Origin of the sequence: Streptomyces sp. NPDC050121, from assembly GCF_044460385.1 — a bacterium.
Lineage (GTDB): Bacteria > Actinomycetota > Actinomycetes > Streptomycetales > Streptomycetaceae > Streptomyces > Streptomyces soliscabiei.
Genome location: NZ_JBITJV010000040.1, coordinates 44,134 through 57,094, shown reverse-complemented (window position 1 = coordinate 57,094; position 12,961 = coordinate 44,134). Strand labels below are relative to the sequence as shown.

12 protein-coding genes and 1 pseudogene are annotated in these 12,961 nt (G+C 71.0%); 5 read left to right on the top strand and 8 right to left on the bottom strand.

The features are described from left to right. The first annotated feature begins 184 nt into the window (after positions 1–184). The 3 genes and pseudogenes from ACIBTS_RS39975 to ACIBTS_RS39965 form a co-directional block, all read left to right on the top strand. Positions 185–1,657: an ABC transporter permease gene (locus ACIBTS_RS39975; protein WP_399325608.1), complete on the top strand. Its 1,473-nt coding sequence runs from the start codon at positions 185–187 to the stop codon at positions 1,655–1,657. Positions 1,658–1,693: 36 nt separating this feature from the next. Further along, positions 1,694–2,380 carry an ABC transporter ATP-binding protein gene (locus ACIBTS_RS39970; protein ID WP_399325606.1) on the top strand — a complete coding sequence of 229 codons (687 nt, stop codon included), beginning with the start codon at positions 1,694–1,696 and terminating at the stop codon, positions 2,378–2,380. A gap of 411 nt (positions 2,381–2,791) precedes the next feature. Further along, a pseudogene (locus ACIBTS_RS39965) lies at positions 2,792–2,878 on the top strand (antibiotic biosynthesis monooxygenase); the annotation flags it as partial. A gap of 69 nt (positions 2,879–2,947) precedes the next feature. Here ACIBTS_RS39965 and ACIBTS_RS39960 read toward each other — a convergent pair. Then, positions 2,948–3,853, bottom strand: coding sequence for a helix-turn-helix transcriptional regulator (locus tag ACIBTS_RS39960; protein ID WP_319675651.1), 906 nt, complete (start codon positions 3,851–3,853; stop codon positions 2,948–2,950). Positions 3,854–4,029: 176 nt separating this feature from the next. On the opposite strand from ACIBTS_RS39960, the gene ACIBTS_RS39955 reads away from it, so the two are divergent. Then, positions 4,030–5,070 (top strand): NAD(P)-dependent alcohol dehydrogenase, encoded by a 1,041-nt coding sequence (locus ACIBTS_RS39955; RefSeq protein WP_399325603.1) that lies wholly within the window; start codon positions 4,030–4,032, stop codon positions 5,068–5,070. A 49-nt stretch (positions 5,071–5,119) separates the two neighbouring features. Here the strand turns inward: ACIBTS_RS39955 and ACIBTS_RS39950 are convergent, their stop codons facing one another. From ACIBTS_RS39950 to ACIBTS_RS39920, 7 genes are all read right to left on the bottom strand, one after another. Next, positions 5,120–5,551 (bottom strand): hypothetical protein, encoded by a 432-nt coding sequence (locus tag ACIBTS_RS39950; protein WP_319675649.1) that lies wholly within the window; start codon positions 5,549–5,551, stop codon positions 5,120–5,122. 109 nt (positions 5,552–5,660) lie between these two features. After that, entirely contained in the window at positions 5,661–6,473 is an 813-nt protein-coding gene (locus ACIBTS_RS39945) for a hypothetical protein (RefSeq protein WP_399325601.1), read from the bottom strand. Between the two features lie 16 nt (positions 6,474–6,489). Further along, positions 6,490–7,602 (bottom strand): serine hydrolase domain-containing protein, encoded by a 1,113-nt coding sequence (locus tag ACIBTS_RS39940; protein ID WP_399325599.1) that lies wholly within the window; start codon positions 7,600–7,602, stop codon positions 6,490–6,492. 78 nt (positions 7,603–7,680) lie between these two features. Continuing rightward, the gene (locus ACIBTS_RS39935) at positions 7,681–8,451 is read right to left on the bottom strand and encodes a DUF4389 domain-containing protein (RefSeq protein WP_399325597.1); all 771 of its coding nucleotides are present in this window, start codon (positions 8,449–8,451) and stop codon (positions 7,681–7,683) included. A gap of 118 nt (positions 8,452–8,569) precedes the next feature. Then, the gene (locus ACIBTS_RS39930) at positions 8,570–8,776 is read right to left on the bottom strand and encodes a hypothetical protein (RefSeq protein WP_399325596.1); all 207 of its coding nucleotides are present in this window, start codon (positions 8,774–8,776) and stop codon (positions 8,570–8,572) included. A 95-nt stretch (positions 8,777–8,871) separates the two neighbouring features. Beyond that, entirely contained in the window at positions 8,872–10,149 is a 1,278-nt protein-coding gene (locus ACIBTS_RS39925) for a hypothetical protein (protein ID WP_399325594.1), read from the bottom strand. Between the two features lie 356 nt (positions 10,150–10,505). Beyond that, on the bottom strand, positions 10,506–11,624 hold the full coding sequence (locus ACIBTS_RS39920) for a hypothetical protein (protein ID WP_399325592.1): 1,119 nt from the start codon (positions 11,622–11,624) through the stop codon (positions 10,506–10,508). A 165-nt stretch (positions 11,625–11,789) separates the two neighbouring features. Here ACIBTS_RS39920 and ACIBTS_RS39915 point away from each other — a divergent pair, with 165 nt between their 5' ends. Then, positions 11,790–12,944 carry a cystathionine gamma-synthase gene (locus tag ACIBTS_RS39915; protein ID WP_399325590.1) on the top strand — a complete coding sequence of 385 codons (1,155 nt, stop codon included), beginning with the start codon at positions 11,790–11,792 and terminating at the stop codon, positions 12,942–12,944. Positions 12,945–12,961: the final 17 nt, after the last annotated feature.

Below are 12,961 nucleotides of genomic sequence, written 5' to 3'. Positions count from 1 at the left end.
GCAGAACACCCCTACTCGTTGTTGATCCGCCGTGGGGGTCGGGCAACCGTACGGGTCCGCGGTCGCGTCGGCGCTGTCCGCCGGCAGGTGGGTGCGAGCGGATTCCTGGCCCTGGGACAGCCTTCTCATCGTTCTCTTATGTCGGCCTTATGCCTTCATCACGCGCCGTACCTACCTTGCGGCCATGTTCTTCACCTACCTGAGGCGCGAACTGCGCCGCCGCAGAAAAGCGGCACTCGTCGTCGCCTCCGGCCTCGCGCTGGGCATCGCGCTGGTCATCGTGGTCACCTCCGTGTCCTCCGGCATGGGGAAGGCCCAGGACAAGGTCCTGCAGTCGCTGTACGGCCTGGGTACGGACATGACGGTCACCAAGGCCGCGACGCCCACCGCGAACCCCTCGGACCGGCCGCGCTTCCGGTTCGACGCGCAGGACAACGACTCCGGCGCCGAGCAGAGCACCGACCGCGTCCTGGTGCAGGGCTTCCAGACCCTGTCCACCGCGACCGTCACCAAGGTCGGCAAGCAGAGCGGAGTCTCCGACGCGGTCGGCGGGCTGAGCCTTCAGGTCATCAAGATCAACGGCCAGTTCACCCGCGGCCAGTTCCAGCAGAACGGCAGCGGCAGCGGCAGCGGCGGCGGTCAGGGCAGCCCCGGCGGCGGTCAGGGGAGCGGCCGGCCGCAGGGTGAAGTGCAGGGCGGCGGCGCCGACTTCGACGTCAACAACTACTCCGTCTACGGCACCGACGTCAGCGAGCCCGCGCTCGGCCCGCTGACCTCCTCCACGATCACCGGCGGCCGTACCTTCAAGACCACCGAGACCGACGGCAAGGTCGCCGTGCTCGACTCCGCGTACGCCAAGGAGAAGTCGCTCAAGGTCGGCTCCACGCTCACCATCAGCAAGGTCAAGTTCTCGGTGATCGGCATCGCCACGGCCGACAGCGGCGACGCCGCCGCCAACGTCTACATCCCGCTGGCCCAGGCCCAGGCCCTCAGCGACTCGAAGGACAAGGTCACCACGATCTACGTCAAGGCGACCGACTCCCAGAAGATCGGCAACGTCAAGTCGACGATCCAGAAGAACGTCTCGGGTACGACGGTGACGACCTCCGCCGACCTCGCCGACACCGTCTCCGGCTCCCTCTCCACGGCCTCCTCCCTCGCCACCAACGTCGGCAAGTGGCTGTCCATCGCGGTCCTGATCGCCGCCTTCCTGGTGGCCGGTCTGCTCACCTCCTCGGCGGTCTCCCGCCGTGTCCGTGAGTTCGGCACGCTGAAGGCGCTGGGCTGGAAGTCCGGCCGGGTCACCCGGCAGGTCGTCGGCGAGGCCATGGTCAACGGCCTGCTGGGCGGCGCCCTGGGCATCGCGCTCGGCCTGGCGGGCGCCTACGCCGTGACCGCCGTCAGCCCCACGCTGCAGGCCCAGTTGGGCGGCGGTGGCGGCGGCCAGGGCGGTCCCGGCGGTGGCGGCGGCTTCGGCGGCCCCGGGCGCCGGGCGGCGGCCAAGACCCTCGACGTCGCGCTGACCGCGCCGGTGAGCGTCACGACGGTGGCCATCGCGGTGGCGCTCGCCGTGGCCGGCGGTCTGATCGCGGGGGCGTTCGGCGGCTGGCGGGCCTCGCGGCTGCGCCCGGCGGACGCGCTGCGCCGCGTCGAGTAGCCAACCCACCTACCAGCTCCAGGAGTTGTTGTCCCCATGTACGAACTCAGAGGCGTCACCAAGCACTACACCCGGGGCAAGGAGACCGTCCATGCCCTGGACGGCGTCGACCTGACCATCCCGGACGGCGACCGGCTCGTCATCCAGGGCCCCACCGGCGGCGGCAAGTCCACACTGCTGCAGATGATCGGCGCGCTCGACCGGCCCTCCGCGGGCGAGGTCGTCCTCGACGGCGTCGACCTGGCCAAGCTCTCCGAGGCCAGGCTGACGAAGGTGCGCAGCGAGAACATCGGCTTCGTCTTCCAGTCCTTCAACCTCATCCCGACGCTCAACGCGCAGGAGAACGTCGAGACCGCCCTCGTCCCGCTCGGCGTGAAGCCCAAGGAGCGCCGCGAACGGGCCGCCGAGGCGCTGACGTCGGTCGGCCTCGGCGAGCGGCTCAGGCACCTGCCGTCCGAGATGTCCGGCGGCCAGCAGCAGCGCGTCGCCATCGCCCGCGCGCTGGTGAAGCAGCCGAAGGTGCTGCTCGCCGACGAGCCGACCGGCAACCTCGACGAGAGCATGCGCGACGAGATCATGGAGGTGCTGCACACCATGTGGAAGGAGCACGGGCTGACCTTCATCATGGTCACCCACGACTCCTCGATCGCGAAGAAGGCACCGCGCCTGGCGACGATCCGCAAGGGGAGGATCACGGTGAAGGAGAACGCGGCGTCGGCCTGACGGGGTGTCTTCGACCCGGTAAGTCCGACGCGGTGACTCCGACGGGATAGTCCTCAAGTTTGGCGTAGTTCTGCGTATTGATGCGTCCGATCACCCCCCCGGCATACTTCTGGGTGTTCCGGGGGGTTTGCGCATGAAGCGTGCGACGTCGCATGTCCGAGCGGCGGTGGTGGTCGCCGTACTCCTCTCTTCGCGGGCCCGACCGACCCGGTCGGCCCTACCGGTCCGGCCGCAGCCGACTCCGTCAGAGGGTGGGTCGTCGGCCTCTCCCGGGCCCCGGGGCGCGCCCATATCCCCGTGCGGATCCGCAGGCGGGCCCCAGTCGATCTCCTTCCGCGCGACGGTGGCGGACCGGAAGGGGAACACGGGGTCGGTGGCGCTGTACGACGCGTACTACGGCAGGCAGGCAGGTACTTCTCCGGCCCCGACGCCAAGCCGCCGGCGGAGCAGCCGGTGCCGAAGTGGGGATGGGGAGCGGCCCCGCCCTACCAGGGCTGAAGCGGGCGTGCGGGGGCGGCGGCCCCCAGCGACGCCCGCACCAGCACAGGCGCACTCTCGAGTGCACTCTCAAGCGGACGGTGTCTGAGACTCCGCCCCCGCCCGAGTCGCGTCAGCGCCCCAGCTGGCCAGCAGCCGCAGCCCCTGTGCCGAGGCCGAATCCGGCTCCGCGTGGTACGTCACCATCGTCTGCTCGCCGTCGTCCAGCAGCCTGAACCCCTCGAAGTTCAGGGAGAGTTCGCCGACCAGCGGATGCCTCATCCGCTTCACGCCGTGGCTCTTCTCCTTGACGTCGTGCGTGGCCCACAGCCGCCGGAAGTCCTCGCTCTTCACCGACAGCTCGCCCACCAGCGCCGACAGCCGAGGATCGTCCGGATAGCAGCCCGCGTCCATCCGCAGGGCGCAGACGATGTCGATCGCCTTCTGCTCCCAGTCCACGAACAGATCGCGGTAGGCGGGGTGGAGGAAGACCAGCCGGGCCCAGTTGCGCTCCGCCGCCGGCAGCTCCGCCCAGTCGCCGAAGACCGCCGCCGCCATCCGGTTCCACGCCAGGATCTCCGAGCGCCGCCCGACGATGTACGCCGGCACCGAGTCCATCGTGGTCAGCAGTTGCCGCAGCGACACCCGCGCCTGCTGCGGCCGGGCCGTCTGCTTCTTCTTGTGCTTCGGCTTCGCCAGGTGGGTGAGGTGGGCGTGCTCGGCGTCCGTCAGCCGCAGCGCCCGGGCGATCGAGTCCAGCACCTCCGCCGACACGTTGCGCCCGTTGCCCTGCTCCAGGCGCGTGTAGTACGCCACGGACACCCCGGCCAGCTGCGCCAGCTCCTCGCGCCGCAGCCCCGGCACCCTGCGGTGCCGTCCGAAGTCCGGCAGCCCCACGTCGTCGGGCTGCAGCCGGGCCCGGCGGGTGCGCAGGAACTCGCTGAGCTCGGCCCGCCGATCGAGGGGGGCGCCGACGGGTTCGGGGTGCTCGTCCATGCCGTCCAGTATTGCCGGTCGTACGCACAGGAGCCTGACCCCGCCAGTGGTAGGCACAGCAGACGTACACACAGGTGTGGCCTGGGTGATTTCCGTGCCGTCGGGCAAGCTGGACGCAAGCCCCGGCCCGAAGGCAGGCCGGGACTATCGCAACCCCCCGCTAGGAGACCCCCGGCATGACCACCGTTGCCGCGTACGCCGCACCCGCCGCCAAGGCTCCGCTGGAGCGCACGACGATCGAGCGCCGCCCGGTCGGCGAGTTCGACGTCCTGATCGACATCGAGTTCGCGGGCATCTGCCACTCCGACATCCACCAGGCCAACGAGGGCTGGGGCGAGGCCATCTTCCCGATGGTCCCGGGCCACGAGATCGCGGGCGTCGTCTCCGAGGTCGGCCCCGGCGTCACCAGGCACGCCGTCGGCGACCGCGTGGGCGTCGGCTGTCTCGTCGACTCCTGCCGTGAGTGCGACAACTGCAAGGCCGGTCTGGAGCAGTACTGCACCGGCGGCAGCGTCGGCACGTACAACGCCGTCGGCAAGGACGGCGAGCCCACCTACGGCGGCTACTCGCAGAAGATAGTCGTGGACGAGAACTACGTCGTCCGCATCCCCGACGGTCTCTCCCTCGACGTCGCCGCGCCGCTGCTCTGCGCCGGCATCACCACGTACTCACCGCTCAAGCACTGGAACGCCGGCCCCGGCAAGAAGGTCGCGATCCTCGGCATGGGCGGCCTCGGCCACATGGGCGTCAAGATCGCGCACGCGCTCGGCGCCGAGGTGACCGTGCTGTCCCAGTCGCTGCGCAAGCAGGAGGACGGCCTGAAGCTGGGCGCCGACCACTACTACGCCACCAGCGACGAGAACACCTTCAAGGAGCTGGCCGGCACGTTCGACCTGATCCTGTCCACGGTCTCGGCCCCGCTGAACCTGGACGCCTACCTGAGCCTGCTGCGCACCGACGGCGCCTTCGTGAACGTCGGCGCGCCCGAGGAGCCCGTCAACCTCAACCTGTTCTCGGTGATCGGCGGCCGCAAGACCCTCGCGGGCTCCGGCATCGGCGGCATCCAGGAGACCCAGGAGATGCTCGACTTCTGCGCCGAGCACGGCTTCGGCGCCGAGATCGAGCTGATCAGCGCGTCGGAGATAAACGAGGCGTACGAGCGGGTGCTCAACAGCGACGTCCGCTACCGCTTCGTGATCGACGCGTCGACGATCTGAGGACCGCACGGTGAGCGGGGCCCCCGGCAGGAACGCCGGGGGCCCCGCCTCATCCCGCGCAGCCGGCCGTCCCGCCCGAAGACGGCTGGTACAGCGACCACACGATCAGCGCCTGGAGGCCGAGCAGCAGCAGCCCGGCCGGCAGCACGAACCCGGCCATCTGCACCGGGCCGCGCGGGCGCAGCGGCCGCAGCAGCCGCCGGCCGGCGAGCGTCACGGCGGCGAGGGTGGTGAGGAGCCCGGCGTACGCCGCCGCGTACATCGGCCAGGTGTTCGCCAGGTCGTGGCACGCGGCCAGCTCCGCGCCGGAGTGCCGGTCCTCGAACACGTTGAACGCGTACGCCGTCAACACCCCGAGCGCGAGCAGTACGACGGACCAGGACGCGATGCCCCAGCCCTCGGGGTCGTCCTTGGCCGCGCTGCCGGTGTCGGCGCCGGCGGTCGCGCCGGTCTTCAGGTCCGTGAGCGTGTCGGTACTCATGCCCTTCAGGAGGGGCGCCGGGCACCTCCGGGTTCCCGCCCGTCCCTTCGCCTCCTGGCAGCCACAGCACACGGCGGGCCGACAAGGAGAGGCAGCCGGGTGGGCAGGCTCAGGCGGCGGGGAACGTCTCGCCGTCGCCGTAGGACCGTACGACGACCCCGCCCCCCGGAGCGGGCCGTACGGAGTGGGCCCGCCCGAGTCCCGTCACCCGCGCCCGCCGGTGTCCACCGGCGCCCTCGCCGCCGACCTCCACCAGGGTGTTCTCGTCGATGGCCACCGCGTGCGCCGACCGTCCGCCGGCCACTACGGCGACCAGCCGCCCCACCGTCCCCCACTGCGCGGCGTGCACGTCCACCCCGAACGGCACGAGCCCGAGCCCGGGCCGCACCTCGACCTCCTCGAGATCCTCGCCGGCGTCCGGCGGACACACGGCGACCCCGTCCATCAGCCACCCCCCGACCACCGCGTCCCGCGCCGCGACCGCGGCCCCCGCGGAGAAGCCGGCGTAGGGAACCCCGCGTTCGGCGAGCAGGGCGGGCAGAGAACGGAGCTGTCCGGCGAACGCCTCCTGATACGCGGGCGTCAGCCCGCCGCAGACGAGCACCCCGTCCACGTCCCCGGAGAGCGCGCCGACGTCGAACCGCTGCCCGACCGGCACCAGCAGCGGCACGGGCGTGCACGGCCCGGCCTTCCGCAATGCGACGTCGTACCGCGCGAACCGCTCGGCGCCGTCGCCCTCGTCGACGAGCACACAGAGGACGAGCGGACCGGAGCCGCCCCCGGCCCCCGCGCCGGCCCCCGAGCCCGTCGCCGAGCCGGACGCCGCGGCACGCAGAAACGGCCCGTAAACGACGTCGGCGACCGTCCCGTCCCACCCGCCGCCGATCAGGAACACCCGGCTGCTCTCATCACCGCTGCTCACGGACTCCGCCCTCGCCTCAGCCACCCGCCCCAAGCCCCTTGAGGCCGTCGTAGACGGACATCACGATCTCCATGCCCCGCGTGTCGTCCGCGGGCTCGCGCATCTGGTTCGTCACGTACGCCACCGTCGTCCGCGCCTCGGGGTCGATCATGACGAGTGAGCCGCCCCAGCCGCCCCACCCGTAGGTGTTGCCGAACCGCCCGTAGCCCAGGCCCCAGCTGATCGGCATGCCCAGGACGCGGTCCTGGCCGCTGAACTGTTCCTCCCACGCACGGTCGCGGCCCGCCCGCGACAGCAGCCGCACCCCGTGCAGCGCACCCCCGCAGGCCATCGCCGACTGGACGAGGGCCACCGAGCGCGCGTTGCCGAAGCCGCTCGCGGCGGGGATCTGCGCCCGGCGCCAGGCCACACTGTTGCCGTCACGGACGCGGATCGCGGTCGCGGCGGTCGGGGCCGTGTTGCCGCCGGGCGCGCTCGCGGCGTAGTCCTCGTCCCGGGACGGGGGCGGGATCATCGGCGCCACCCGGTGGTCGTGCTCGGCCGGCAGTCCCATATGGAAGTCCGCGCCCAGCGGTCCGGCGATCTCGGCGGCGAAGAACTCGCCCGGACTGCGGCCCGTGACCCGGCGTACGACCTCGCCCACCAGGAACCCCTGGGTGAGCGAGTGGTAGCCGGCCGCGCTGCCCGGCTCCCACCGCGGCGCCTGGGCGGCGAGGCGGGCCGTGGCGGCCGGCCAGTCGTAGATCTCCTCCACCGGGCCCTCCCAGTCGGGCAGGCCCGCGGTGTGCGCGAGCAGATGCCGTACCAGCACGCCCTCCTTGTCCGCCGCGGCGAACTCGGGCCAGTACCGGGCGACCGGCGCGTCGAGATCGAGCTCGCCGCGGTCGGCCAGCACCAGCGCGCACAGGGCCGTCATCGTCTTGGTGACGGAATAGACGTTGACGATCGTGTCCCGCTGCCACGACACCGTGCGCTGCGCGTCGGCGAACCCGCCCCAGACGTCCACCACCGGCTCACCGTCCACGAAGACGGCCACCGAGCCGCCCGTGTCCCCGCCGTCCAGCAGGGCGGCCAGCGCCGTGGGCACCGCGGTGAACAGATCGTCGTACGAGCCCTTGATGTCAGCCATGCTCGCCATCTAGCCCCCACGGACCCGCCGCAGGCAACCGAATTCCACCCGAGCCGGTTTCCGTAGGCCACCCGGCCGCTACGGCCCTCCGGGACCGGGACCGGGACCGGGACCGGGGCCTGGGCGGGAGCCGGGGTCGGGACCGGGGCCTGGGCGAGGGCCGGGGCCGGAATCGCTCACCGAGGTCTCCACCAGGGGGGAGGCCTGTCCGCCCATGTCGAGACGGAACGGCGGGTACTCATCGGTCATCAGCGCGGCATAGGCAGCCACCCGCGCGACCCAACGGGCCAGGCCGAGCAGCAGGTCGAACAGATGAGCGGGGTAACGGGCCGTCACCGCCAGGATGACCACGGCGACCAGGGAGAGGAAGGGAATCAGGCCACCGCCGCGCCAGCCGTCCTCGCCTCCCCAGCCCCACGCCCAGTCGCCGACGAACATCCCGACGACGATGTACTGCGGGATCGCCAGCAGCCACCACTTCACCAGGACCAGCCCACGGGAGAGGCGCTCGGGATAGTCGACGTCGAACCGCGCCGGATAGTCGGGTTCCTTCGCGAGGGTGAACGGCGGGTACCGGTCGGTGCCGAGCGCGGTGTGCGCGTAGAAACTGACCCGCCAGTTCCAGCGCATGACGCCCACATTGAATTCGAAGAGGGGGCGGGGATATCGGCCCGTGAAAAGGATGGCGAAGAACGCGAAGACGGTCACGAGGACGAACGCGATCCACAGGAAGAACAGCACGATGTAGTGCGGAATCGCGAGGAGCCACTTCACCAGCCAAAGCCATCTGGACAACCGAGGATCGAGAGACGCCTCGATATGCACGGGCGAGGACGCTTTCCTGATCATGATTTCAGGCTTGCACGCGAACCGGAACCCCGCGACTCGTCTCGGAGCAGCAGCGGAAGGCCCACGAGTGCCGCGCCGCTCGCGCCGAGCGCTGCCATGAGTGATCCGGGCCAGGCTGTCATGCGGAAGCCACCACCTTGCCGGCCATCACCTGGGGAGGGGAAACCGATTCGTCGGCGCCGGCCCGGTCCTGGAAGACGCTGGTCGAGACCATCACTCCGTCCCCGGCATCAATCCAGTAGTAGGCCACGAATCCGGAGACCTGGCGCATGAGCGGCACGAACCCCTCGTTCACGAGACGTGCCGCCTCGGCCGAATCGGTCACCTGATGAGCCGCCTTGGGTGAGCCGAACGGCGACCGTCGGCCCGGACACCCGGCCCTCCGAACACGCCTTTGCCGCACGCTGATCACGTGACGGGTCAACTCAGCAGGTCGACGACCTCCCGGTAGCCGTCGTAGGCCTCGCCGTACTGGTGGGCGGCGAGGAGGAACATGGAACGGCCGGTCAACGCCTGTCCCAGTGCCTCCCGGCTCTGCTCCGTGGCTGCCGTGTCGGCCGAGCGCCGCGCGAGTGCCACGTTCTCGTCGAAGATCGGGCGCAGTGGCTTCAGGATGCGGTAGCTGCGGTTCTCCCGGTAAAGGGCTGAGCGAACGGTGAGCCTCTGGTGCAGGGCCACCAGCGCGGGAAGATGTTCGCAGGGGTCGGTCCTGGCTGCCTCTCTCAGACCGGCGACCTGTTCTTCGAGGGCCGGCAGGCTGTCGAAGTATGCCCGCTTGATGTCGGGTGACCAGTCATGGAACGGGAAGCCGAACGCAGGCGCGGGCGCACCCGCAGACGCGGCAGGCTCCGTCCACCGGCCGGACAGGGCGTACAACGTGGTCCACCACGACAGGATGTTGCTCCAGCTCTTGCGTTCCCCGGTCCTGTCCAGCTCGGACAGGCGGGCCAAGGCGTCCTGTCGGGCCCTGACTGCCTCGACGCGTCGGTCGGCGGCGTCCAGCATCCCGGCCTGGTGGACCAGTTGCCACGTCAGGATGGCCAGCGCCGAGTTGCCCTCATCGACTTCGGCACGGCTGACATCCACGATGTCCGCGAAGGCCGCCAGAGCCGTGTCGTGACATCCGGCCGCGTCCAACTCGGCCGTCCATGCCAGCATGGTCCAGAAATCGACCCGCGCCGAGCCTTCCGAGCGAGTTGCCCGGACCAGTTGTCCGCAGAGCTCCGCGGCCTCCTGGTGATTGCCGTCCTCGGCCAGCACGGTGGCCAACTGCCAGTGTCCGTACCCGGGACTCGGCACTTGACCGTGCGTAAAGCCCCATCGCCCGGCCTCGGCCATCTCCTCACATATGGCGAGGCCCTCAGCCCTTCGTCCGGCGGCATACAGCTCGTACCGGTACGCGGACAGAGCGCTGACGAGCAACTCGGTCCTGTTGGGCTCCGCCGAGTCGATGCGCCGTGCCGTGGCAGCGGCCTCGGCGTGGTGTGCAAGTCGCGCCTCCGGCCGGTCCCGGACCTCTGGCGCGTAGCCGTACGAGAGCAGTGCCCGGGTCAGTTTCGGCAAGTACGTCAGCGGACTCACCGCCGAAAGCACTCGGTACGCCTCGACCTGTTGGCGGACGCTCGGTCTGGCTGATCCGAGCAACATCGTGCGTGCCCGCAGCACCGCATCCTGATCGACCTCGCCGGTGTGATCCATGACGGCGATTCTGAGAGCCGCAGGAGCAGCCGGACAAGGCTGCCGAGCTGTGCCCTTCGTCGTACGAAACCGGCCTCCCACCTGTCATGATGAAGGCGGTATCACCCCTTGGCGGCTCAGCTCGCAGCGTTGCCGGTGCAGCCGCAGCCGCACCTGCCCATCACCCGCGTGTGTGGAATCTGGGCCGGCAGGGCGCTGCTCACCGGATCTGAGCCGGCCAGCAGCGCTCGCAGGGTCACCGCAGCTTCCGACGACAGTGGCTCAGCCATCTGCCCTGGCGACGCCGATCGGGCAGGACAGAGGTTTCGGCCGTCGTCGCCTGGGACGCGGCCCGCTTCCGGCGACTCGGGCCCGCCTCAGTGCGGCAGGCTCGCCGGGCTGCCGCCGTTGGCCTCGTAGCCCGCCACCGCCAGCGCGCGGTAGACCGCGAACTCCGCGGCCGGGTCGAGGGAGAGGGTCCAGGGGAGGGCGCCCACGTGGCCGTCCACGTGAATGAGCTGGTTCATCGCCTCCGACCAGCGCTCGGAGCGCACCAGGAAGAAGACCAGCAGGTGACGGACGTGCGCCAGCATCGGGTCGTCGGGCCGGGCCGCGTGCACCGCGAACAGCGCGCCGTGCATCGCCTTCGTCACGACCTCGCTCTGGTAGAAGCTGCTGACCAGGTTCACCTCGGGAAGGTGCTCGAAGACCGCGAAGAGGGGCATGGCCGCGAGGAGGGAGCCACGGGGCGCTCTTGCCGCCGCTGCTTCCGCGAACGAGTACGCCAGCTCCCGCGAGCCGTGCCACTTCTCGCACCAGTAGTGCAGAGCCGCGAGATGCGCCCCCATGTGCGCCGGGGCGCGGTCCAGGATCTTCAGCCAGAGCTGCTCGAACTCTGCCTGTGAGTACCGCAGACCGCGGGCCACCGACAGCTCGACGACGTACGGGATCGGGTCACCCGGAGCCAGCAGTGCCGCCTGGCCGCAGGCGTCCTTCGCCTCCTCCATGATGATCCGGAAGTCGTCCGTGCCCGGTGTCGACGTCCGCCACGCCTGCTGCACCAGGAACTCGGCGTGCACGGCCGCACCGCCCGCGTCCTTCGGCGCCTCCGTCCGCCACACTCGCAGCCACTGCCCGCCCGGTATCTCGCCCACCCCGCCCGGCCGCTGCTGCAGCTCCAGCGCCGCCGCCCCCGCGAAGGCCTGCACGCGCTGCCAGCGCAGCTCACCCTCGGTCTCCGTGCCGGCCAGCAACTGCTGGGCCGCCCGGTAGTCCTGCGTGTGCTGCACCACGTCCAGGACGTCCAGCAGGTCCTGGTCGGGGCCGGGCATGCGGATGTCCAGCTCCTCCGTGCGCACGAAACCGTAGGTCGCCGGGTCCGCGGCGTCCGGGTGATCAGCCGGAACCAGCTCGACCTGGCCGCGCCTGCGCCGCAGGAACGGCAGCAGCACGAAGCCGATCAGGACCACCGCCATCAGGACCCAGAGAATCTCCATGCCACAAGCGAACCAGACCGCGCCGACAATTGGCCAACCCGCCCCCGCACCTGTGGAAAACCTCCGTCCCGGCCGCTGCCCCCGCGACCGGCCGACCGGTCGTCCCGCGATCGGGCCCGGCGGCCGTCCCGCGCCGGGCGCGTGAGCGGACTACGCTCGGTGCCCATGAGCGACAGGCACATCAGTCAGCACTTCGAGACCCTCGCGATCCACGCGGGCAACACCGCCGATCCCCTCACCGGCGCGGTCGTCCCGCCGATCTACCAGGTCTCGACCTACAAGCAGGACGGCGTCGGGGGACTGCGCGGCGGCTACGAGTACAGCCGCAGCGCCAACCCGACCAGGACCGCCCTGGAGGAGAACCTCGCGGCCCTCGAGGGCGGCCGCCGAGGCCTCGCGTTCGCTTCCGGACTGGCGGCCGAGGACTGCCTGTTGCGTACGCTGCTCAGCCCCGGCGACCACGTGGTCATCCCGAACGACGCCTACGGCGGCACGTTCCGTCTCTTCGCGAAGGTCGTCGCCCGCTGGGGCGTGGAGTGGTCGGTCGCAGACACCGGCGACGCCTCCGCCGTACGGGCCGCGATCACCCCGAAGACCAAGGCCGTGTGGGTGGAGACCCCCTCCAACCCGCTCCTGGGCATCACCGACATCGCCGCCGTCGCCCAGGTCGCCCGGGACGCGGGCGCCCGTCTCGTCGTCGACAACACGTTCGCCACGCCGTACCTGCAGCAGCCGCTGTCGCTCGGCGCGGACGTCGTCGTGCACTCCCTGACGAAGTACATGGGCGGCCACTCCGACGTCGTCGGCGGCGCGCTGATCACCGCGGACGAGGCCCTCGGCGAGGAGCTGGCGTACCACCAGAACGCGATGGGCGCGGTCGCCGGGCCCTTCGACTCCTGGCTGGTGCTGCGCGGCGCCAAGACGCTGTCGGTGCGCATGGACCGGCACAGTCAGAACGCCACCAAGGTCGCCGACATGCTGACCCGGCACGCGCGCGTGACGAGCGTGCTCTACCCGGGCCTGCCGGACCACCCCGGTCACGAGGTCGCCGCCAAGCAGATGCGGGCGTTCGGCGGCATGGTCTCCTTCCGCGTCACCGGGGGCGAGGAGGCGGCCGTCGAGGTCTGCAACCGCGCCAAGGTGTTCACCCTCGGCGAGTCCCTGGGCGGCGTCGAGTCCCTGATCGAGCACCCGGGGCGCATGACGCACGCGTCCGTGGCCGGTTCGGCGCTGGAGGTGCCCGGCGACCTCGTCCGGCTCTCCGTGGGCATCGAGAACGTCGACGACCTCCTCGAGGACCTGCAGCAGGCCCTCGGCTAGGGCCTGTCCGGCCACAG